The 24,782-nt window shown below is 46.2% G+C and carries 14 protein-coding genes; 4 read left to right on the forward strand and 10 right to left on the reverse strand.

The annotated features are described in order from the left end of the window. Positions 1 to 24 precede the first annotated feature (24 nt). Both CIK90_RS14675 and hemW read right to left on the reverse strand, forming a co-directional pair. Positions 25 to 3,774: a beta-L-arabinofuranosidase domain-containing protein gene (locus CIK90_RS14675; protein ID WP_371596067.1), complete on the reverse strand. Its 3,750-nt coding sequence runs from the start codon at positions 3,772 to 3,774 to the stop codon at positions 25 to 27. Positions 3,775 to 3,840: 66 nt separating this feature from the next. Then, positions 3,841 to 4,944: a radical SAM family heme chaperone HemW gene (hemW, locus tag CIK90_RS11580; RefSeq protein ID WP_094465537.1), complete on the reverse strand. Its 1,104-nt coding sequence runs from the start codon at positions 4,942 to 4,944 to the stop codon at positions 3,841 to 3,843. Between the two features lie 123 nt (positions 4,945 to 5,067). Between hemW and CIK90_RS11585 the strand changes: the two genes are divergently transcribed. After that, on the forward strand, positions 5,068 to 7,227 hold the full coding sequence (locus CIK90_RS11585; RefSeq protein ID WP_094436371.1) for a translation factor GTPase family protein: 2,160 nt from the start codon (positions 5,068 to 5,070) through the stop codon (positions 7,225 to 7,227). 231 nt (positions 7,228 to 7,458) lie between these two features. Here the strand turns inward: CIK90_RS11585 and pgk are convergent, their stop codons facing one another. Together pgk and CIK90_RS11595 are read right to left on the reverse strand one after the other, a co-directional pair. After that, entirely contained in the window at positions 7,459 to 8,730 is a 1,272-nt protein-coding gene (gene pgk / locus CIK90_RS11590) for a phosphoglycerate kinase (RefSeq protein WP_094389632.1), read from the reverse strand. A gap of 201 nt (positions 8,731 to 8,931) precedes the next feature. After that, entirely contained in the window at positions 8,932 to 11,004 is a 2,073-nt protein-coding gene (locus tag CIK90_RS11595; RefSeq protein WP_094436367.1) for a TonB-dependent siderophore receptor, read from the reverse strand. 82 nt (positions 11,005 to 11,086) lie between these two features. Here CIK90_RS11595 and queC point away from each other — a divergent pair, with 82 nt between their 5' ends. Continuing rightward, on the forward strand, positions 11,087 to 11,740 hold the full coding sequence (gene queC, locus CIK90_RS11600) for a 7-cyano-7-deazaguanine synthase QueC (RefSeq protein WP_094389630.1): 654 nt from the start codon (positions 11,087 to 11,089) through the stop codon (positions 11,738 to 11,740). A gap of 205 nt (positions 11,741 to 11,945) precedes the next feature. Here queC and radA read toward each other — a convergent pair whose 3' ends face one another. After that, entirely contained in the window at positions 11,946 to 13,325 is a 1,380-nt protein-coding gene (gene radA / locus CIK90_RS11605) for a DNA repair protein RadA (protein ID WP_094389629.1), read from the reverse strand. Between the two features lie 73 nt (positions 13,326 to 13,398). On the opposite strand from radA, the gene CIK90_RS11610 reads away from it, so the two are divergent. Continuing rightward, on the forward strand, positions 13,399 to 14,319 hold the full coding sequence (locus tag CIK90_RS11610) for an ABC transporter substrate-binding protein (protein ID WP_254046346.1): 921 nt from the start codon (positions 13,399 to 13,401) through the stop codon (positions 14,317 to 14,319). A gap of 14 nt (positions 14,320 to 14,333) precedes the next feature. Further along, complete coding sequence (locus tag CIK90_RS11615; RefSeq protein WP_094465539.1) at positions 14,334 to 16,481, forward strand: M48 family metallopeptidase; 2,148 nt, start codon at positions 14,334 to 14,336, stop codon at positions 16,479 to 16,481. A gap of 113 nt (positions 16,482 to 16,594) precedes the next feature. On the opposite strand, the gene CIK90_RS11620 is transcribed toward CIK90_RS11615, so the two are convergent. The 5 genes from CIK90_RS11620 to kdsA are packed head-to-tail and all read right to left on the reverse strand — an operon-like array spanning position 16,595 to position 24,589. Then, positions 16,595 to 17,785: an acyltransferase family protein gene (locus tag CIK90_RS11620; RefSeq protein WP_094389626.1), complete on the reverse strand. Its 1,191-nt coding sequence runs from the start codon at positions 17,783 to 17,785 to the stop codon at positions 16,595 to 16,597. Positions 17,786 to 17,795: 10 nt separating this feature from the next. Continuing rightward, positions 17,796 to 19,055 carry a phosphatidylserine/phosphatidylglycerophosphate/cardiolipin synthase family protein gene (locus tag CIK90_RS11625; protein WP_094465540.1) on the reverse strand — a complete coding sequence of 420 codons (1,260 nt, stop codon included), beginning with the start codon at positions 19,053 to 19,055 and terminating at the stop codon, positions 17,796 to 17,798. A gap of 39 nt (positions 19,056 to 19,094) precedes the next feature. Next, on the reverse strand, positions 19,095 to 22,847 hold the full coding sequence (locus tag CIK90_RS11630; protein ID WP_094465542.1) for a two-component regulator propeller domain-containing protein: 3,753 nt from the start codon (positions 22,845 to 22,847) through the stop codon (positions 19,095 to 19,097). A gap of 15 nt (positions 22,848 to 22,862) precedes the next feature. Beyond that, entirely contained in the window at positions 22,863 to 23,810 is a 948-nt protein-coding gene (locus CIK90_RS11635; protein WP_094389623.1) for an SIS domain-containing protein, read from the reverse strand. Positions 23,811 to 23,827: 17 nt separating this feature from the next. Then, positions 23,828 to 24,589, reverse strand: coding sequence for a 3-deoxy-8-phosphooctulonate synthase (gene kdsA, locus CIK90_RS11640; protein ID WP_094389622.1), 762 nt, complete (start codon positions 24,587 to 24,589; stop codon positions 23,828 to 23,830). Positions 24,590 to 24,782: the final 193 nt, after the last annotated feature.

The raw sequence follows: 24,782 nt of genomic DNA on the forward strand, positions 1-24,782 counted from the left end.
AAGTGTTTGTTATTGGATTTACTATTAGTTTTTGGCACGTCCTGCAGACTGTTTGATGGATTCGCTTACTGATGGACCATTGTTCTCCCATGTGTTGCCCGGTCCACAGGCATTCTTCAGATATTTCTCTTCTGGTGTCCAGTTGTTGCGCAGGGTGATATGGCTTGATCCTTCATCGGTATAGAGATAGAACCAGTGGGCAGGGTCGTGTACGTAGGAAGGGCGTGCAATGTCGCGCACTACATTCTCTTCAATGATAGTGCCTGGTTGGTTGCCCAGGGTATAGATGCCAGCACAGTCGTACATGTGTTGGGCATAATTATAGATGAGATTGCCTTTCACTCGGTTGTTGCCCATGCAGGTGCGGTTGCGATTCCATCCCCATCCCAGCGAGATACCGGTGTATGAGATGTCGTGGATGGTGTTGTGTTCGATATTCATTCCGTTGACATATCCGGCGGCAATAGCCACACAGCCCCAGTCTTCATTGGTCACATCATAGAATTCGGACTGCGCTACCGTTTGCATGCTACATACTTCTCGTTGGTCCATTGGCTTGTAGGGCCGGTGGGTCTCCAGTCCTTCAGGTGAGAACGAACCGCAGACCAAACCGTTCATGGCAATATCGGTAAATACACATTGACTGACACGACCGCCCTGACAGCCGATTTGATAGTCGAGACCAGAACCTCCCAGATGCTCAAAGCGGCAGTCGCTAAAACTAATATCATCGCCGTGATAGATTTCTACAGCAGCGGCTGCACGTCCCAACCATCCTTGGTTGTCGAGCTTGTGGTTGTTGGGACGGTCAATCTGCGGTCGCAGTTTGTAGGCTTCAGTCAGATACATTCCTGCCTGCAAGGGCACATGACCTTGTGTTGACGGACGCAACCATGTGGTATGTGAGAAGTTGATACCCTGGATTGTGATGTTTTCCACTGGATGTTCGGCAGTGCCAACCACGCGAAACAATGTTTCTAAAAGGGGAATGGTGGCTTTCAATGACGAGGCTGTCTCGCCCTGTCGGGGCATGTAGTAGAGTTTGTGGGTCTGTATGTCGTGATACCATTCACCGGGCTGGTCAATGAGTTCTTTGGCATTGGTCAGATAGAAAGGTGATGGATGTTTGGTGTCGGGTGTCATGGGCGAAGGCCAGGGGTGCTCAAACTGCAAGCGTGCTTCGGGTTGGTGAAAGGTGATTGCTGCTGAATCGCCCTCATAGCGTATGGATTTGATGCGGAGATTTGAGGTGCACCACATTTCATGAAGCACCATTTCTGCATGTGACGCCTTGGCTATGCGTTGTGCTGCCTGTCGCGGAATCCACAACTCTTGACGTTTCTTGTCGTAGGTCATGATGCGGTTCATCTGCTCAAAGTCTGCCACATCGCATGCACGAACAGCTTTCTTGCCGTTGGTCCACAACTGTCGGAAATCGATGGGGCGACCGTTCACTTCGGGAACATCTGCCACAAGTAGTTTCCCTTCCCGTTTCCATACGGACAGGTTGAGACCTCCACTGATGGTAGCTCCTTTTCCAGTGATGGTCAGATGGCTGTCTTCTGGTCGCAGGGTGATGGGTTGGTCAATATAATAGGTGGCACTATCAGCCAACTGCAATGTGACATTGGAGGCTTGTCCCAACCGATGCATCTCTCTGGCTTGTCTGATGGCATCTGTCAACGACTCGTTTTGGCCTACTGCGATATGGGCTGTTTGTTGGCGGTTGACAGGTGCTGTACGGTCCAGCGGCAACCAGATACTCATATCGGTTTTGCCTCTGTTGTCCCATGCATAATATGGAATCAGACGGATCTTGGCAGTCTTTGTGGCTGGTTGTGTGATTTCTCGGTAAAGGGTTTTGTTGTTCCATGCTTCGCCTTGGCGCAACAAAGCCTCTCCTTCCAAGGCTGTCACTTCATGACCGTCGATGGTCATCTTGACGGGAGTCAGTAGGATGTCAGCGGGAATGATGATGTCGTTGATGTGATGTCCACCCTCAATATCGTTGCTTTCCAAACAATATACCAACGGACCATACATGATGGCTACTTGGTTTTTATTTTCTTCAACCAACGGATTGCTTTCCATCAAGCGTGGGCGCAATGGAATATTGATGCTGACAGTCTGTGATTTCTTTTGGTCTATAGCTACTGCCGTGTAGCTGTTGGCTGTAGCCTGTTGACCGTTTATCGTGGCAGACTTTGCCCATGACGGCATGCGTACCATCAATGTGTGGATGCCTTTAGCCTGATGGATATGGAGGTCTATCTGTCCGTCGTAGGGATAAGCTGTATGCTGTTCGATGTCGATACGGTCGGTTTTCAGACGATTTTCGCCAAAGAGATTGACATAAAGTGTATCGCCTTTTACAGCATAAGCATATTCCTGAGCTTCGCATAGTGTGCGCAGGGTGTTGGGCGGACAACAGAAACACGATATGTATTCCTGTCGCTCTTTGGGCCAGCGCATGGTGTAGGGGAATGAGGCGGTGCGACGCAGTGCCTCGGTATAGAAGAAACGCTTGCCGTCGAGCGATATGCCACTGAGAATACCATTGTAGAGTTCGTTCTCCACATTATCTATATATTTGGCGTCGGCAGTGTTTTCAAACATACGCCAAGAGAAAAGCAGTTGTCCAATCTGGGCACATATTTCGTTGTGGGCAGCCTCATTGGGCAGCTGAAACTGACGACCATAAGCCTGGTGTATCTGTTGGATGCTGGGCTGATCGTAGGTTGTGCCATCGGGCGATACTCCATCGTAGAGCGCTCCGCATCCTCCCATGATATAGATTTTATGCTGGATAATGTCATCCCAGATCGCTGTCAGGTTCTTCATCAACTGTGCCTCTCCGGTCTCGGCATAGAGGTCTGCCACACCTGCATAGAGATAATTGGCACGTACGGCATGTCCCATGGCTTCATATTGTTGACGGAAAGGTATGCGATCTTGGTTGTGGTCTTCTCCGTTTTTTACCGAATCGCGTATGGCAATAAGCCCTTTGGCGAGATGCAGATACTTTGGATTGCCAGTGGCACGATACATTTCGGCGGCACCCATATAGTGTGACGGACAGATGGCGTTGCGCGATAGTTCGGCGGCATCGTTGGTAAGAAAGTCGTAAAGGAAGTCGGCTGCTTTCTGTGCGCAGTTGAAAAGTGTCTTCTTTCCCGTTGCTCTCCAGTGTATGATACCTGCTGTCATCAGATGTCCCAGGTTGTAGGTTTCGAAATTCAGCCTTGAGGCAAAGGCCTTTTTATGGTCGTTGCCTATTTCAATGCCGATATTGGTATGGTCGCCAGCATGTGAGTCGATGCCGGCATTACGTTCTGAGATAACTACTGGTGTGTGGATGTAGCCATCGTTGCGCTGTGCCAAAGCTACCTGTTGGATAAACTGATCCATCAGTTCGTCGAGCTTTTTATCCTTGGTCACAGCATAGACAGCAGCGCAAGCTTCCAGCCATTTATACATGTCGCCATCGTGGAATGGCGGTCCATGGTGTACTCCTTTGACGGTTCCTGCTGCCACTTCAAAATTTCGAAAGCCGTGAGAAAGATCGGGGTTGTTCCAAGTGTTCCACATGTTCCAAATACCGGTTGATGCAAAAACATTGAAACGGTCTCCCCAAAAACCTCCTGTCCATCGGGTAGCACCAATAGGCAAATTATGGGCATGGGTTTGCAGGCTGTTGCGTGTGTCGGTCAGTCCTTGTGCCTGTATGGCCATGGTGCATCCTGTCAAGAGGAATGCACAAAGCGTTTTCTTCATATACTTGTTTTTTGTCAGTCTTAATATCTATTTTATATTTAAGACGGACAAAGGCTTGTTTTGTCGTCAGACAAACATCAAAGAACTCATCACTAAGTCGCTTACGAACAGTCCGCGACGGGTAAGATGCAGGTGATGGTCGGTAAGCTCCAGCAGGCCATCGCTTAAAAACGGTTGTGCTTCTTGGAGACAATATTGACGATGTTGCGGTGTGAGGATGTTAAGATCGAGTCCTTCGCAGGTGCGAAGGGCCACGGTGATGCGGTCGTTGTAACGTGTATCTCCGTCGATGGACTCACTCTCAACAGGCAAATACCCATTCTCTATACTATCGATGTATTGTCGGATATCTGCCACATTCCATAGACGTTCATAAAGATTGAAGGAGTGGGCGGCTGCTCCTAATCCAATGTATGGCTTTTCTTGCCAGTAACTGCTGTTGTGGCGCGACCGACGTGTGGGTTTTGCGAAATTGCTAATCTCGTAGTGCTCAAAACCTGTTGCGGTCAGACGGTCTATAAGACGCTCGTACATCTGTCTCGACAGTTCCTCATCAATTTCTTCCACTTCACCGCGTTGCATCATGCGATAGAGTGGGGTACCTTCCTCATAGGTCAGGGCATAGGCCGATAAGTGTTCCACATTGAGTGCAATGGCTTGGTTGATGTCATCGTCCCATTCTGGTAAAGTCTGCTTGGGGAAACCGTATATCAAGTCGATACTGATATTGTCAATACCCCCTTGCCGTAGTAGTTTGACCGCTGTACTTACTTGACTGGCTTTATGGCGACGGTGAAGAAACTGCAATCTATGGTCGTCGAAGGTCTGTACACCCATACTCACCCGATTGACAGGAAGTGACTTCAGTGCTTCTGCCAATTGTACTGTCACATCATCAGGATTACATTCGATGGTCACTTCCTCTAACTGGAGGCGATACACCTTTTTTATATATGAGAACAACTGACGTAGTTGTTGGATGCTGAGTTGGCTCGGTGTGCCTCCACCCAAATAGATGGTAGTGATGGTTTCTTCGGTAGGACGAAGTGACATCTCTTTGCATAGCGCATCAACATAGCGCTGCTGCAGGTCAAGACCAACAGTAGAATAGAAACCGCAATAGATACAACGGCTCGCACAAAACGGAATATGCAGATATAAACCAGCCATAATGGGTGCAAAAGTACTAATAAAGTTTAATATTTAAAAGCAAACGCTTGTTTTTCGCAGATAATTTCATAACTTTAGCCTCCGATAACTTAAAACGTAAAAACCTAATAAAACTATAGTCCTATGAAAGTTTATCAGACTAACGAAATTAAGAACATTGCACTGCTCGGCAGTGCGGGTAGCGGCAAGACCACCCTTGCCGAGAGTATGCTTTTCGAAGCCGGTATTATCAAACGCCGCGGAACGGTAGAACAAAAGAATACCGTTAGCGACTATTTCCCTGTTGAACAGGAGTATGGTTACTCGGTGTTTTCAACCGTCTTTCATGTGGAGTGGAATAACAAAAAGCTGAACATTATCGATTGTCCAGGTTCTGACGACTTCGTCGGAGGTGCTATTACCGCCCTCAACGTTACCGATCAGGCTGTGATTCTCATCAACGGACAGTATGGTCCAGAGGTTGGCACACAGAATGCCTTCCGTTATACAGACAAATTAAACAAGCCTGTTATCTTCCTCATTAACCAGTTGGACCGCGAACATTGTGACTTCGATTCGCTGTTGGCCAATATGAAGGAGATTTATGGCGACAAGTGTGTGCCTGTGCAATATCCTATTGCCACTGGTCCTGGCTTCAATGCAGTAATTGACGTGCTGCTGATGAAGAAATACTCATGGAATCCCGAAGGTGGTGCACCAACCATTGAAGACATCCCTGCAGAGGAGATGGATAAAGCAAAGGAAATGCATGCTGCCTTGGTAGAGGCTGCCGCTGCCAACGATGATACACTGATGGAGAAATTCTTCGAGAGTGAATCACTGACAGAAGATGAAATGCGTGAAGGTATCCGCAAGGGACTTGTTACTCGCAGCATCTTCCCTGTGTTCTGCGTTTGTGCAGGCAAGGATATGGGTGTACGCCGCTTGATGGAATTCTTGGGCAATGTAGTACCTTTTGTTAGCGAAATGCCTAAACTGCACAATACACGTGGTGAGGAAATTTCTCCAGATACCGCAGGTCCTACTTCTATCTATTTCTTCAAGACTGGTATGGAACCGCATATTGGTGAGGTGTCTTATTTCAAGGTAATGAGCGGAACACTTAAGGCTGGTGCAGATTTGCAGAATGCTGATCGTGGCTCGAAGGAGCGCATTGCTCAGATATATGCTTGTGCAGGAGCAAACCGTATTGCTGTTGATGAAATGCACGCTGGTGATATTGGTTGTACCGTCAAACTGAAGGACGTGAAGACTGGTAACACACTCAACGACAAGGATACCGACAATCGTTTTGATTTTATCAAATATCCAAATCCTAAATATTCACGTGCAGTTAAAGCCATTAACGAGGCAGAAACCGAAAAGATGATGGCTGCCCTGACTAAGATGCGTCAAGAAGATCCTACATGGGTGGTTGAGCAGTCAAAGGAATTGCGTCAGATTATCGTTCGTGGACAGGGTGAATTCCACCTACGTACACTGAAATGGCGTATGGAAAACAACGAGAAGATCAAGATTGAGTATATTGAACCGAAGATTCCGTATCGTGAAACTATTACTAAGGCTGCACGTGCCGACTATCGTCATAAGAAACAGTCGGGTGGTGCCGGACAGTTTGGTGAGGTTCACATGATCGTAGAGCCTTATGCCGACGGTATGCCTGCTCCTACAGTATTCAAATTTGGCGGTCAGGAATATCGTATCAACGTCAAAAACCAGGAAGTTGTTGACTTGGAGTGGGGCGGTAAGCTCGTATTCATCAACTCTGTAGTAGGTGGTGCTATCGATGCTCGTTTCATGCCTGCAATTCTCAAAGGAGTAATGGAGCGTATGGAGCGTGGACCGCTGACAGGATCTTATGCTCGTGATGTACGTGTTATTGTCTATGACGGAAAGATGCACCCAGTAGATTCTAACGAACTCTCATTTATGCTCGCAGCTCGCAATGCTTTCTCGGCTGCGTTCCGTGAGGCAGGACCAAAAGTTCTTGAGCCTATCTATGACCTCGAGGTATATGTACCAGCTGACTATATGGGTGATGTCATGAGTGACCTGCAAGGCCGTCGTGCACTTATTATGGGTATGGACAGCGAAGCTGGTTATCAGAAGCTTTCTGCTAAGATTCCTTTGAAGGAGCTGAGTAACTACTCTATAGCTCTCAGTTCTATCACTGGCGGTCGTGCTTCGTTCACCACTAAGTTTGCGTCATATGAGCTTGTTCCGAACGAAATTCAGCAGCAGCTTATCCAACAGCATGAGGCTGAAACTAAGGAAGAAGAATAATATTCTAACGGACATAATAAGTTTTTTATAAGAACAATTAATCAGCGGATACTGCTCTTGAATGGGAGTAAGTCCGCTGTTTTTCTTTGTTAGATAACGTAAACAAGTATTTACTTCGTTATTATCCGATAATGGTAAAAATACTTATTGTATAGATTGAATCTGATGAATACACAAAAGAAAATGGCTGAACCAAAGTCCAGCCATTTTGATATGATGTTGTTCGACGGATTACTCGCCCTGAATAGCTGCAACACCAGGAAGAACCTTACCCTCGATGGCTTCGAGCAATGCACCACCACCAGTAGAAATGTAAGATACCTTGTCGGTGAGACCGAACTTGGTGCAGCATGCAACAGAGTCACCTCCACCAATGAGAGAGAATGCACCTTCTGCTGTAGCGGCAGCAATGGCATCACCAATAGCTTTTGAACCAGCGGTGAACTCATCGCACTCGAATACACCAGCAGGACCATTCCACAGGATGGTCTTAGCACCCTTTATAGCCTCTGCAAATTTCTTCTGTGCCTCTGGACCTGCATCGAGACCTTCCATACCAGCAGGGATAGCATTTGAAGGATATACCTCAATTTTAGAATTGGGCTTAATGGTCATGGTAGCAAAGTCGAGGTTGTCGCAGCAAACAGCATCTGGAGCCATTACCAACTCTACACCCTTCTCAGCAGCAAGTTTCTCTACGTTGAGCGCTACATCGAGCTTATCCATCTCAACGATAGACTGACCGATCTCGCCACCATGTGCCTTAGCGAAGGTATAGGTCATACCACCACAGAGGATGAGCTTATCGGCTTTGCCGAGCAGATTCTCGATGATACCGATTTTTGAAGATACTTTTGAACCACCCATGATGGCTACGAATGGGCGCTTGATGTTGCCGAGAACGGCATCTACAGCAGCTACTTCCTTCTCCATGAGCAGACCGAGCATCTTGTTGTCGGCATCGAAATAGTCAGCGATAACAGCGGTAGAGGCATGCTTGCGGTGTGCAGTACCGAAAGCGTCCATAACATAGCAGTCAGCGTATGATGCCAAAGTCTTGGCAAATTCTTTCTGGCTGGCCTTCATAGCTTTCTTAGCCTCTTCGTATGCGGGATCCTCCTTGTCGATGCCTACGGGTTTGCCTTCCTCTTCAGGATAGTAGCGCAGGTTTTCGAGCAGGAGCACTTCGCCGGGCTTCAGTGCGGCAGCAGCCTCCTGAGCCTTTGCACAGTCGGGAGCAAACTTTACTTCGGGTACACCGAGTGCTGCAGCAACGGCGTCTTTAATCTGACCCAGTGAAAGTTCGGGCTTTACTTTTCCTTTGGGTTTGCCCATGTGTGACATGATGATGAGTGCACCACCTTCGTCGAGGATGAGCTTCAGTGTAGGAACAGCACCGCGAATACGAGTGTCGTCTGTGATCTTACCCTCTTTGAGGGGTACATTGAAATCTACACGGACAATAGCCTTTTTACCGGCAAAGTTGTAATCTTTGATTTTCATAATGCTTTATAATATTGTTAGTTGAATTTAATGTTTCCATTTAATCGCACGCAAAGTTACGAAAAAGATTAAACATTGCGGTTGTTTCGATAGATAATTTTAAGTTTTTTAGACGATTTACTGATATAATGTAAGGCGGAGTTGACAAAATGTAGTCAACTCCGCCTTTTTGCTATATGTTATATGGAAGTTTGTTGTTTCTTATAGATTGATGTGCAGACGTGCTCCTACCACAATCCATGCACTGGGCTGCTCTACATTGCCGTAATCGACATAGTTACGCGAAAAGATGTTGTTGGCTTGGGCATAGATGCTGTAAGTGGGTTGACTCCAAGTCAGTCTTGCATCAACGAGGTCGTAGGTATGGTAGGGCTTGGTGACGCCATCTACCGTGAGATATGTGCCTGTACGTTTCTGCATTCTGTAGTTGACAAGGAAACTCCAATGGTCGATAGGAGTCAGTTGAAGTGTTCCTACCAGTTTGTGGCGCAGATATTCCAGTTTTGACTGGCTCTCCAACTGATGTTCGTCGGCCTTGTCTTGGTCGTTGTAGCTATAGGCTACCGACAGATAGGACTGTGGCAGACGGAATAGATGTTCCAAATCGAGTCGAGCAGAAATTTCCGTTCCGATGGTGTTGACCTTGGTGAAGTTGACACTCTGCCATATTGGTTCTTCGGCTGTGGGGTCAAGCACCCAGTCGATGAGGTTACGGCTGTGGTGGTGATATATGCTGGCTTGAACCAAAAGTGCTGCAGAATAGAACTTGACGCCGCCTTCTAAGGCACGCAGTTCTTCGGGTTTGAGATACTTGTCTGCCTTGTGACCGCCTACACTATAATAGAGTTCGGTGAACGAAGGCATACGTAGCGATGAGTTGTAGCTGGCATAGATTTTCCAGTGATCACCCAAGCGCACGCTGGCATCGACACCGGGATACAGTGTGAACGGCATTTCGTTCCAAGTGTTTTTGAATGCAATGAATCCTGCTGACAACGTGAATTGTCGCAGCAAGATATTATGCTCTAAGTGGAAACTGAGGTTTGAACGATTGAGTCCATATTTGTAGTCACGCTCTGTACCGTGGATGTGTATGGGTGTATTGAGTGGTTCGCCAAGATTACCACTGATGATGTCTTCATTACGGAATTCTGCACCGAAAGCAGTACGACCAAGTGGTGAATCAAACCAGCTGTTGAGACTTAGTCCGAACACATCGGTTCTGTGATAGTTGTAGGGCACAGCTTCTTCCGAACCGCGAATCAGTTCGAAGCGGTCTTGGCTACGGTTCCAATATACCGAAGGACGGAAATTGAGAGCGCCACAACGTGTTTCTCCTTGCAGTGCAGTGAAGAATTTGGTGGTACGCTCATACTGGTTATCGAACTTGGCGCTGTAGAATGTGTTGCTGCCAAAACCTTTGGAACTCAACCCTGCGTGCCAGTTGAGGTTCAATAGATTGCTGTCGTACCGTCCTTGATAGAACACTTTTCCTCCTTGATAGTCGCTATTCAGACTTCCAGCTTTAGAGCGACTATAGCCATCTGAACGTGTCATGCTGGCCGACAGACTCGAAGTGAGTGGCGAATTATCGGGGCGTAACACCAAACGACCACCGGCGGTGAGATAACCAAACGAACCACCTTCGGCATGTACATCGGCACACGATTGTTTCTCGCGCTTTGTCACGATGTTGATGGCACCTGCCAGAGATGACGTGCCATAGACACGGCCGGCAGGACCCTCAAGCACTTCAATGCGCTCAATCTCGCTGATATCTACAGGAAAATCGAATGCGTTGTGGCCAGTCTGTGGGTCACAGATGTTAATACCATTGAGCAGGATAGCAATTTGCTCCTGCGTTCCGCCACGAATACCAATGTCGGTCTGCGCACCAATAGGTCCGCGTTGACGCACATCGACACCGACGGCATACTTCAATAAGTCGTTAATACTTTGTACTGGCGCCGCTTGAATTTCGTCGCGACTCAGTACAGTAACCATTCTCGCAGCTTGCCCGTTGGCAAGTGGAGCGCGTGAGCCAGTCACCTCAACATCGTCGAGCTGAGCCTCTTTGGTGGTTGGGATAGAGTCGGTGGTTGCAGTATCGGATTCTTTTGCTGAAACTTCAGCAGCACTTGCAGATTGCAAGGTCGCTACGCTCAGCATTCCGATGGTAACCACACGTCCAACACAGGCAAAGAGAGCGTATCCCTTCCGTGAAAAATGACGGAAGCGGATGGCCTTGCACTGATTGTAATTTGGTTTGTACATTGTGTGAAAAAAAAATAAAACGGCGCAAAGGTACTATTTTTTTTGTATTTTTGCACCCAAATTGTGTAAAACAGATAAAGGAATGAAAGATTCAGTATTGATTTTGAGTGGCGGTATGGATAGCGTCACCTTATTATATGATGAGCACGAACGCATAGCGCTTGCCATCTCGTTTGACTATGGTAGTAACCACAACGGCAAGGAGATTCCGTTTGCCCAACTGCATTGTAAACGCTTGGGCATACCCCATGTAATCATTCCCCTCGACTTTATGGGGAAGTATTTCAAGAGTTCTTTGTTGGAAGGTGCCGATGCTATTCCTGAAGGTCATTATGATGATGACAATATGAAATCGACAGTAGTGCCGTTTCGCAACGGTATCATGCTTTCCATTGCCGTTGGTGTGGCAGAAAGTCACTCGTTGGCTTATGTCATGATGGCTAATCATGGCGGTGACCATACTATCTATCCCGATTGTCGTCCAGAATTTGTTGAGGCTTTCGATGCAGCTGCTAAGGCAGGAACATTTGTTGGCGTAAGGCTGCGTTCGCCTTATACCAACATGACCAAAGCGGATATTGCCCGACGTGGAAAAGAACTCGGCATAGATTATTCAGAAACGTGGAGTTGCTATAAGGGTACTGAGCACCATTGTGGAAAATGTGGTACTTGTGTGGAGCGTCGCGAAGCATTAGCAGAGGCTGGTATTGAGGATACTACCGTTTATGATGACTGATATGATGTGGAAATGTCCATGCGATAGAGATATAGAGATATTCAACTGTTGAATCTATTGTGATTCTATTAGGCGAAGATACAAATAATTCGATTTTTTAAAATATTCGACCACTCGATCAAAAATGTAAGTGTTTGCTATATAGGTGAATATGCTTTTTGTATGGCCGTGTGGTCGAAATTTTTCTAAAACTCAAATTTCTGTATTATCCAAACAAGGCTCTTAATGCCTCTTCTACTTTGCGCACCGGGACAAGGTCTATGTGGAATTTCTTTTGATTCAGTCCACTGAGGTTGTAGCGGGGGATGATGATATGTTGGAATCCCAACTTTTCAGCCTCGGAAATGCGTTGTTCGATGCGAGCCACTGGGCGCACTTCGCCACTAAGACCTACCTCGCCTGCCATACACCAACCTTCTTCTATTGGTGTATCGACATTGCTACTCAGTACAGCGGCAATGACTGATAGGTCCATAGCCATGTCGGTGACGCGAAGACCACCGGCGATATTCAGGAAAACGTCTTTTTGCATTAGTTTAAAGCCTACGCGTTTCTCTAAAACAGCCAATAGCATGTTCAGACGACGCTGGTCGAAACCAGTGGCAGAGCGCTGTGGCGTGCCGTATGCAGCCGATGAAACCAGAGCCTGTGTTTCAACCAAAAATGGGCGAACACCCTCGATGGCGGATGAAATGGCAACACCCGAAAGACCGTCGTGGTCTTCGGTGAGCAACAGTTCGGAAGGGTTTGCCACCTGGCGCAAACCAGATTGTTGCATCTCGTAGATACCCAGTTCGCTGGTGCTGCCAAAGCGATTTTTTATGCTGCGAAGAATGCGATACATATAATGTTGGTCACCCTCAAACTGCACCACTGTATCTACAATGTGTTCGAGAATCTTCGGTCCAGCAAGTGTGCCCTCTTTAGTGATATGGCCAATAAGAATGACAGGCACACCGCTGGTCTTTGCAAAACGAAGTAGCGATGAGGCACATTCACGAACTTGCGATATGCTACCAGCAGAACTCTCCACATCTTCGGTGGAAATAGTCTGTATGGAGTCTATGATGACCACTTCGGGTTGTACATCACGAATATGTTCAAAGATAGCCTCCAAGGAGTTCTCGCATAGTATCAGGAAATTGTCGCTCTCTTCATGTGGAATACGTTCAGCACGCATTTTCAACTGGTGAGCACTCTCTTCACCACTGACATAGAGCACACGGCGATCGGTCAGGTGGAGCATGGTCTGCAAGGATAAGGTAGATTTGCCAATACCCGGTTCGCCACCCAGTAATACAATGCTACCTGGTACAAGACCGCCACCCAGTACACGGTTCAGTTCGTTATCGTGCAGATCGATGCGAGGATCGTCCTTTGCACTGATGTCGCGCAGGGTCAGTGTTTTGCTTTTACGCAACTGATGTCCTACAGACGCAGCAGCCGACGCTGCCTGTTGGCGCGTGTCAGTCACACGGATTTCCTTGAATGTGTTCCACTGTCCACATGATGGGCATTTGCCAATCCACTTTGCCGATTCTTGTCCGCAGTTAGAGCAGACGTATGCTATCTTATCCTTTGCCATAATAGGCACAAAGTTAGTGATTTTTTTTCGGTGTTACAAAATTTATTCGTACTTTTGCATGCAAATGATTAACATGAGAACAATTATACCCGCTTTGGTTCTTGTGCTGCTTGTAGCAGCATGTGGACAATCGTATGAGGAAACGAAGAAACTGACACGCAAACAGCGTGTAGAAGCAATGCGCAAAGATTCGGCAGCGCTGAAGATTGCAGTTATGCCCACCATGGACTGTCTGCCTCTCTTTGTAGCCCAACACCACCAATTATATGATACGCTGAACGGCGGTGTCAGATTGAAATACTTTATGGCGCAGATGGATTGTGATACAGCCATTGAGCGTGGAAGAGTGGAAGGTGTAATGACCGATTTGATAAGAGCAACCCGTATGACTCGTCAAGGTACGGCATTGAGATATATGGCGGCTACTAATGCCTATTGGCAACTTGTAGCCAATCGTCATGCACGTCTCAAACATCTCAAACAGCTGGATGATAAAATGGTGGCAATGACGCGCTATTCTGTTACTGACTGGCTTTGCGACTATGTGGTTGATTCAACTAAAATCAAGTCGGAAAAGCTCTTCCGAGTGCAAATCAACGATGTGGATGTGCGTTTGCAAATGCTTCGCAACAATGAACTCGATGCTTTTTTCATGACCGAACCGCAGGCTACGGCAGCAAGGATTGGCAAAAACAATGTATTGCTTGACACGCGGAAGATAGATGCATGGATGGGTGTACTTGCTTTCAGAGAAGTGGAGATGCGTCGTCCAGAGCGCCATCGTCAGCTTGAACTCTTTATGAAAGCCTATAATGCAGCATGTGACTCTATCAATAAATATGGTGTGAAGCACTATAAACCGCTGATAGTAAAATACTGCAGGACAACCGAGCAGGTAGTTGACTCTCTACCAGAAATGAAATATCGCCATGCTGCTGGTGTCAGAGACAAGGATGTGGCACGTGCGGAGAATTGGTGGAAGAAAAAACATTAACGATAAAAATGCCGATGACCGACAAAACTTCTTTGCTGGGCAGCCATTTGGCAAGGGTAGCCATACCACTTAGATACGGAAGTGTAGGTATGGCCATTGCAGAAATGGAGAATTTGCTGGCAGCGTGGCCACAGGTGCATACTGCCCAAAAACTTGATGCCATTAAGGACGAATATAGTCAACTGTGCACTGATTGGCAGGACAATATGGATGTGCCCGTCTATAAGGAAATCTATCAGAAATTGTTGCAACGTGTCTTTGTGCTTTATGCCAATCTCGCATTGTATGATAAAATTAGCAATACACAAAATCTCGCAGCCATACACGCAGAGGTGAGAAGCCAAAAAGCAAAACTCTCTATTGGGCAAATGCGACAAGAATTGGAATCCTTTGTGGCAGATACCGCCATGCTGTCGCTCGAACAGCCGCATGTCAGAGAACAGAAGAGCCGACAACTCTATGCGGAGCACCAAAATCGTATAAATAATCTTTTCAACTTCTTGTTGACTACCAATTCATGGCCAGCTTCGGTGGGGCAAGATATAGAGGAACTGTTGCTCTCACCTGCAGTTGATACAAACGATCAGCAGATATTGGTATCGGCAATTACGCTATCGTTGCTCATCCAGTTTGATATTGTAAAATTCAAAACCATGATTCGTGTCTATCGCCATGGCACCGACGAGGCTGTGCGGCAAAGAGCACTTGTAGGATGGGTGCTGGGAATGGACGAACAGTGGAATAAGGTATATCCGGAACAGCGCCAAATGATAGAAGAACTCTTGCAGTCAGACACCATATGTCGTGAACTTACCGAACTGCAGATGCAGATGGTCTATTGTATGGGTACGGAGCGCGACGCAACAAAAATACAACAGGAAATAATTCCAGATATACTGAAAAATAAACCGCTACACATCAAACCTGAGGCGCTTGAAGAGGAAGATATCGAAGAGATGATCCATCCGGAAGAGTTTGATGATAAAATGCAGAAGATGGAAGAATCGTTTGGACGCATGGTGGATATGCAGAAACAAGGCTCGGATGTATTCTTCGGTGGTTTCTCACAGATGAAACGTTTCGATTTCTTCCGAGATATGAGCAATTGGTTTGTACCTTTTTTTATAGACCATCCGCAGTTGCAATCCTTCAAAGCGGCATGCGATAAGCATCCATTCCTCCGACAGATAGTGGCAAATGGCGAGTTTTGCAATAGTGACAAATACTCGATGGCATTAGGCTTTGAGAAGTTTGTCCATGCAATGCCTGCCGAAGTGTTGAAAACTATGGACCAGGGAGATGTTCCGCTGGATATGCTCAACCAGGGTATTAAGCCCACTGCTGAACGATTGCGCCGATCATATCTTATGGACCTTTATCGTTTTTTCCGCCTTTATTCCTATCGTAGCGAATATCGCAACCCATTTCATGTAACCGATGACCACGAAATGGGTGAATGTCTCTTTATGGATCGAGATGTATTTAGAGACACAAAGATAGAGCCGCTTAAGGATGATGTAGTGCAACTGTTGCGCCGACGCAAGATGGTGGAAAGTAGCAGAATATTGCTCGACAGTTATGCAGAAAGTCATCGCGGATTGCAGTATTATCTGTGGATAGGTGACTACGAGAAGGCTTATGAGTGTGATTCCGATAATGAACGCGCTGAAGCAGGCTATGCCCGACAGTTGTTTGGCAATGCCGACTATGAGAAGGCAGAACAACTCTACGATCGACTGATAGCACAATGCCCAGAGAAAATGGGCTATATGCTCAATAAGTCTGTGTGTCTGTTATATCAGAAACGATATGAAGAAAGTCTTCAACTACTCTATCGCCTCAACTATGAACACCCCGATGATGCTGCCGTGATGCGCATATTGGCATGGACTCTGGTTTGTGACCATCGGGAGCAACAGGCTGATACTTTCTACCAACGGCTGATAAAGATGGAGATGATGCAAGCAGACGATTATCTGAACCATGGTTATTGTCTTTGGTTGCAACGAAAGGTAAAGGATGCTGTCGATAGTTTTAGAAAGCATCTTTCATTGATAGATAAGAAAATCTATGATGTTGATTACTTCGACCGACAGATGTTAGGCGAAAGAGGTATTGACCCTACGGAGATACAGTTTATGCTCGACCTTGTATTCTCCTAACAACAGATATTCATAAGCTAAGTATATTCGTCCCAAATGTTGTCAGCGTTTCTCCTGACAGCATTTGGGATTATTTTGATTGTGTTATATTATAGGGATTATGGATATACCCGTTATCGGTTGATGTAACCGTCTAATACGGGTTTCAACTTATGGTAACACCAGGTCCATCCTAATGGGATGCCAACTCCTGCGATGGCATAAAGTATCCAGAAATAATCTTCCTTGGCATTGTAGTGGATTACCATGTGACAACCGATTTGTGCGAAATCCAAATCATAGTAGGCAATCTTCAATAGACTTACAACCTTGTAGCTGATGATATGGAATACGAAGATAGGCAGGGTGTGGTCACCGCAATATACAAGAAAACGATGAATACGTCCAGGATGACGGTCAAGCCATCGTGCGATATTATAGGTCATAAGAAAACCACAAAAGGCTGGAATCGGAAGTGATAAAAACTGTGTGTAGGTGGAACGCCAGTTCATGTTGGCAGTGAGATAATGGGAAAACAACCATACTACAACACCAAACACAAGTGTTGACCACCATGTGGCTTTATAATGTCCTTCCCATTGGCGAAACAGAAATCCGCATCCGAAGAAGAACATACCCATCAATTCTCTGTAACCTCCTTGTACCAAAGTGATAATGCGAAGGCCTTCATAGGCTTTCCATCCTGCAAGCAGTAATGCAATCAAGCATACCAAGAGCGTGGTAATGACTGTTCGGTGGTTACAGATTACCAGCCTTATTCTTGAACTCCATGTAGTATTGTCAGTTGTATTGCCCGCTGTATGCTGTTGCAGCGTGCTGTCTGTCCAACCTATAATTCTATTTGAAATCTTATAGCAAACCAAGAAACCGATACTTGCTACAAGCAGACCACGGAAAAACCAGAATGCTCCACACAGAAACTCATCATATCCCCCCATAGCAGTAAAGATAGTCCAAAGGTTTTGTTGTATGCGATGAGGACTATAGGGATGGGTCACTCCACCGGTCCAGTTGCCGTATTGCTCATTGAGAATACCGATGTCAAACATCGTGTTGTGGAGGATAAGGAAGAATACCGACCATGTGACAAAAGGAAGATATAGTCCTTTGAAGCGTTTTTTGACAAAGGTTGCCTCGTCGTTGATGTATCGCACAGAGAAGAAATAGCCGGCTGTTATAAAAAACAGTGGCATGTGGAATTCATAAAGGAATGCTCCTAAAGCATCGGGACAGTCGGCATGTCCGATGACCATCAGTATGATGGCCAATGCTTTGCAAATGGATATGACAGTATTATGTGGCATAGAAATGGAGTTAGAGTAGTGGAGCTAAGAGATGGGCAAACTTACCAACGAATCTCTGCCATGGGGTACGGAATTGTTTCCATGTTGTTGGAGTTAACAAGAAACTCTTTTTTGTATCGCGTATAAACATCTCATCAAGTTCGCGTGTGGTACAACGATCTACGATGACTGCATTCTCTTCAAAGTCACATTTCAAACTTCTGGCATCGAGATTGGTACTACCTACCGTGCAGTAACGTCCGTCAACCATCATGATTTTAGAATGGTGGAAACCGGGTTTATACATCCATACAGTGGCTCCACGCTTCATCAGTTTATGTGCCTGATAGTAGGCACAGTCTGGTGTAAGGGGAATGTCACTTTTCGCTGACTGTATAATTTCTACCTTTACACCTCGGCGGATAGCACGTGTCAATGCTTTTGTCACTTTGGGAATGAGTGTGAAGTAGGGATTGATAATCTTGATAGAATCTTGTGCCTGATTGATGGCATTAATATAAAAGGTACGCATAATTGCTGGCGTACGATAGGGCTCACGGTTGATAATAGCTACTGTCTTTCGGCCTGCTGTTGCTGTCGTATCGGGCTTGAGTCCTGCAAATTTTGTGTCTGTACCGCCACGATAGTATTTTGTGCCATGTACATTTTCGCCAGTAGTACGGTTCCATATTCTGATAAATATGGCTTGCAGTTCGTTGACGGCATCGCCTTCTATTCTACAGTGCATATCGCGCCATTCCCCTACTTGTTTCGTACCTTTTATATAATAGTCTGCCACATTCATTCCACCTGTATAAGCCACTTTACCATCGATAACTACAATTTTTCGATGGTCGCGACCGAAGATATGGTTAATCCAAGGGAAGCGGATAGGGGAGTATTCTACGATATTGATACTGTCGGCACGCAATTTCTTAAGGTGACGTTTGCGTAGCGGCTGGTTATTGGAGTCGTTGCCGAATCCATCGAACATGGCTCTTACTTCAACACCTTCGCGACGTTTCTCTCTGAGAATATCAAAGAGTAACGATGCGATACTGTCGTTGCGGAAGTTGAAATACTCCAGGTGGATGCTGCTTTTTGCTTGTCGGATAGCTTTGAACATATCGTCGAATTTCTCCTGTCCCGACATGAGTAGTGTTACACTATTGTCGTGGGAGAAGCGTATTCCGTTTGCTTTGAGTGTACGAACAATCAGCGAGTCGCTCGTTTGAGCACTCGCTGATAGTGATAGTAGGAAAAACAGGGTTAGAACCTTATGTCGTAACATGTTTGTTTTCTTGCTGCTTGCTGGATTGTTTTGTTACTATTACTTGCTGTGTTTCATGCGGTACTCCAGTGGAGTCATGCCATACTTGGATTGGAAGATATTGATAAAGTTTTCGGCAGTCATGAATCCGACGTTGATAGCCAGCTCATTGAGGTTGAGGTTGGTATTGACCAGCAGTGTGCAGGCATGTTTCAGTCGAATTTCGCGAACCAGTTCGGCAGGTGTCTTGGTTGTGATATTGCGTATCTTATGGAAGAAAGGTACACGTCCCATACCCATCGCCGAAGCCATCTCTTCTACGCTGATTTGTCCGCGACTCATATTTTGCAGTACATATTGTTCCACATTTCTCATGAGTTGTTGGTCCATGATGCTACTCATAGAGTAGTCACCGATAGTACCGTCCCCATAGTATTGACGTGCAATTTCCTTGCCGCTCTGTACGGATTTGTCTTCTTGCTTCTGCTCTTGCTCGTCAGTTGTTGACGGCTCAGGAGTTGTAGCTTCTTCATCAATCGGCTTTCTACTGGGTTTGCTGGTCAACGTAGCTGTTGTCATGCTGGAGTTCTGACTCTCCAGTCGGCGTGTTTCATAGCCTTCGATAGTATCGTGATCTACCAGAGCGGCACCCAGTCCGAGTAGTACGTTGAAACGTGAAACAGCCTCTTGTACGTTAAACGGTTTAGCAATATAATCGTCAGCCGAGAGCGTGATATTATTGTTGTTCATATCTTCCTGAGACATCACTTGATCTGTCAATAGTACGAATTTGATGCGCTCGGTACGTGGATTACTCTTCAACTGGTTGCAGAGCATACTACCTGTCATATAGTTCATGTCATCTTTGCAGACGATGAGGTCAGGGTGCAATGCTTCCACTTCAGCCCGTGCTTTCTTAATATCATCATAGAGATGTAGATGGTAAATTTCGCGCAGATGGGCTTTGAGGAACAACAAAAACTCGTGGTTATCATCGATTATCATCACGTGAATATCCTGTTGAGTGGTAGTTTCGATGCGTATAGGCTTGATATCTGCCGTCAGTGCAGGAGCTTCTACTTGCGACAAATCGAGACTACCTCTTGCACCCAACTCCAGTCTGTCATGGGTTTTGTTCTCGGCTTTTTCTTCCGGATGCTCCAGTGTAGTTTGCATTTCTGAGATACGGGTGATGACCTGTAGCATTTGGAAGTGGAGAGAGTTGAGTTGTTCTTTTCCTTCAAGAGAGTGTTCTTGTTCAGAAAGATTTCCGATGATTGTTGTCATTCTGGCCATAGGTTGACGTAGGTCATCACTTGCCAGTTTTATTTCTTCACGCTGTCGTTTCAGTTCGTCTATAACGGTGCGTTTGTGGAGCATCAGTGTTCTCATCTTCTTGAATCCATATCGCCAAGTGCATAGTATGATGATGGCGATGACAACGTAGATGGTGAGCATCCACCATGACAACCACCATGGGCGGTCGATAACAATTTCGAGGGTACGCTCTTTATTGCTGACAGCACCATTGGCGCTTACTGCTTTAACGTGAAGGGTGTATGTTCCACTGCTGAGATTGCGGAATTTCACACCGTGAAGCAGTGCATCGCCGTTGCGCCAGTAGTTGTCGCGTCCTTCCATCCAGTACATGAACTGCAGGCGCTCGCCTTGGTTGTAGTTACCTGCAGCGAATTTGATGGTGAAGTTGTTTTGACCATTCTTCAGTTCAATGCGCCCGCTCTCGTTGAGAGCTTGTACGAGAATCACATGTCCATCGTATTCATGACCTATCTGTATTTCCTCTTCTCCTACAAAGAGCTGTGTGAGCATCACTTTTGGTAAACGTTCCTGGTCGTTCTTGCCCGATTGTCTTGCCCAGTTCACTCCATAGAGACCTCCGAAGAGCACATTTCCGTCTGCTTTAGTGAGTATGGCACCCATATTAAACTCATTGCTTTGCAGTCCGTCGCTGGTATTGTAGTTGTAGAGACCATAGTTGAATGTACCATTTTCATGGTTACGCTGCACTACGATTCGGCTAATACCATTGCTTGTGGTCACCCATAGGTTGTGGTTTTTATCTTCTGTAATACCGCATATAGAGTTGTTGCAGAGTCCGTTCTTCTCTGTGAGATAGTTGAGCGTGTCGTTTTCCAAGTTCAGAATATTCAAACCTTCGCGTGTTCCAACCCATATCAATCCTCTTGAGTCTTCGTAAACCTGTGTGATATAGTTGTTGGTAAACGTTTTTAGATTTGATTTGTTTCCTGTCAGCACGGTTTTGTCACGTGTAGAGAGGTTCAATACGATAAGACCTTCTGCTGTTCCTGCCAGCATTGTGTTGTTTTTCCCGTAGAACAGACAGGTCACATTGTTGGTGTTGAGCATACCATTTTCACGTGTATATGAGGAGAAGGTATTCATCTGTGGGTTGAACACCTGCAGTCCACCGTTGGTTGCAATCCATACGTTGCCGAACTTATCGCTGGTTAGTGCATTGACATGGTCATCGATCAGCGTCTTTGCACTATCACGGGCAACAGAGAAGATCTTAGCATATCCATCTTTGATGCGAGTCAGTCCGTTCTGTCGTGAACCCACCCAAAGGCTTCCGTCAGAGGTTGTTGTCATGCACGAAACCTTCTGGCTGGCAAGAGGTCCCTCGTAGCCTATTACACCATGGTCACTTGTACCAAACCATATGCGACCGCTGTTGTCCTGTGCGATGGCAGTGATATCGCCATTGAAATTGCTTTGGAATTTATAGATGTTGTCGCCGTAGAATGCTACACCCGATTTCTCTGTTCCCACCCATAGCAGGTCTGTATCATCTACGTATAGGCTTTGTATGCCGATAGTTTCCTGTTGTGTGCGTGCATCGATACCGTTGGTGGGACGTACAGGTTCCATGATTTGTGCCTCAGTATTTGTTCTGATGAGTCCCATACGGTCTGTACCTATCCATATATTTCCAGCTTTGTCGCCCACTATGCCATTGACGCTGTGATCCACCGATACACCAGTGAGTCCCAGTTGATTGCCTATGGTAGTATCCCAAGTGTTAGAGGTTTTATTGTAGCGCATCAGTGTGCCTTGTCCGTAGAGCCATATCACATCGTTTTTGTCAGCAAAGACTTTGAGTGAAGAGGTATGGCGCAGATGTTGTTGAGCAATAAAGTCAGTCTGCCATATGGTATGCTGTTGGTGCATTACGTCGCAGCAAACCAATCGTCCATCGTTGTACACGATGACTGCGCCATCTCGACATTCACCGATTGAACATATAGTTCCCTGTGGCACGCCGTGTGCGTCGTTGGTATAACCAAATTCATAGAGCAATTGTTGTTGCATGTTATAGGCTACCACACCTTTGTTTGGAATGGCTGCCCACAGGTTTTTGTGTCTATCGAAATATACCACGGTGGGTTGTCCTTCAATGCCCATAGCGGTATAAACCTGTTTCATATCTCGTTCGAATGTTTCTGTTTGTGGGTGATAGACGCAGAATCCAGTGAGGGTTTGCACCCAGATGTTACCGTCCAATGCTTCCTGCAGACTGATGATATAGCTGTCGGGTAGTGATGAACCATCCTGTGAGTTGCTCTGAAAACTCTTAAAGGTATAGCCATCGTAGCGGTATAGCCCCGCAGGTGTTCCCATCCATACATATCCTCTTGAGTCTTTAAGTATGCAGTTAATCTGACTACTGGTCAGTCCGTTGCGCACGTCAAGCGTTTTAAACAAATAGATGCCGGCTGCTGCGATTGGCATGGCCAGCATGAGGATGATTAATAGTTTTTTCAGTACTTTCATTGTCAGTATCTGTTATTACAATACGCAAGCATATCGGTCAACGACTCCCAAGAGTTGGTTTTGTTCATTGACCACGAGCACGTTATGTATTTTGTTTTGATTCATTATTTTCTGTACTTCAGAGATTTTGGTTTGTGGCGAAACCTTCTTTGGCGTACGTGTCATGATGTCTGCCACAGTGCGGTCGAAGAATTCGGCCTGCCATCTTTCCATGGCGCGTCGAATGTCACCATCGGTGATAAGTCCGGCAATTTGTCCATCTACGATAGCTATTCCCAGTCCGAGTTTACCTTTGCTTACCAGTATAATGGCATCGCCCAAATGCATATCGGGTGATAGGATAGGGAGTTTTTCGGTAATCATCACATCTTGTGCAGTGGTCAGTAATCGTTTGCCGAGTTCGCCACCGGGATGGAATTGTGCAAAGTCTTGTGGTCGGAAATGGCGTTTTTCCATCAGTGCCACAGCCAGTGCATCGCCCATAACAAGTGTTGCCGTTGTGCTGCTGGTTGGTGCGAGATTGAGTGGACAAGCCTCTTTTTTTACTGCAACATTGAGGTGACAGGTGGAGTATTTTGCAAGTAATGACGTTGGGTTACCGCTCATTCCTATGATAGGAATCTCCATGTGGAGTACCATTGGTATGAAGCGTAGCAGTTCGTCGGTCTGTCCTGAATTGGAAATGGCGAGTACCACATCGCCTTTCGACATGACGCCAAGGTCGCCATGATATACATCGAGTGGATTGATGAAAAACGACGGTGTGCCTGTAGATGCCAGTGTGGCAGCAATCTTTGCACCGATGTGTCCGCTTTTGCCAACACCGGTGACAATCACTTTTCCATGGCAGTCGTAGATGAGTTCTACGGCTTTGTCGAAGTTGTCATCCAGTTGTGGTATCATGTCGAGCACAGCCTGTGCCTCGTCTTTAATACATTGTATGGCGTATTCTCTTGTTGTCATTGCTCGTTTGGTTGTTGTTAGTCGTTTTTCAGAAGTTTTGTTATCAGTTCTTCCAGACGGTCTAGTTCCAGCATATTGGCGGCATCGCTCAGTCCGTTGTCTGGGTCTGGATGTACTTCAAAGAACCATCCTGTGGCTCCGAAGGCTTTTGCCGCCATAGCCATCTGTGGTACGAAACGTCTGTCACCGCCGGTTTTTCCGTTTGCACCGCCTGGGCGTTGTACGCTATGTGTGCAGTCCATGATGACGTTGGGAACGATCTCCAGCATGTCGGGTATGTTTCTGAAATCCACTACCAGATTATTGTATCCCATCATGTTGCCACGCTCTGTGAGCCATACGTCTGTAGCCCCGGCCTCGCGTGCTTTCTCTACGGGATAGCGCATGTCCTGTCCGCTTAGGAACTGCGCTTTTTTGATATTGACGATACGCCCGGTCTGTGCAGCTGCTACGAGAAGGTCTGTTTGCCTACAGAGGAATGCCGGTATCTGTATTATATCTACCACTTCGCCTGTCGGTTTGGCTTGCCATGCTTCGTGTATATCGGTAAGTAGGCGTAGGCCATATTTGGTTTTTACATCTGCCAGCATCTGCAGTCCACGGTCAATACCCGGTCCACGGAAAGAGTGGATCGATGTGCGGTTCGCTTTGTCGAACGAAGCTTTGAAAATAATGTCGGTGCCCAATCGGTTGTTGATGTCCACCAGTTTTTTAGCCACAGTATCGAGTAGTTCGGCTGACTCGATAACGCAAGGCCCTGCAATGAATGTTGCTTTCATGTTGTCCTGTATGTTTTAAGACGCAAAGTTAAGCAAATTATTTTATATTTATATTACGTGGCAAAGTTAAGCAAAAAAACGCGGATAATCTTATTTTGTGTCAACAAAATGATTGCCACACTCGAAAAAAAGCAAAATATGCTATTTTTATAGTGAGAATCCCTATATTTGCAACAGATTTTATTCTCGGAGG

This window comes from Prevotella sp. P5-126 (assembly GCF_002251185.1).
Taxonomy (GTDB): domain Bacteria; phylum Bacteroidota; class Bacteroidia; order Bacteroidales; family Bacteroidaceae; genus Prevotella.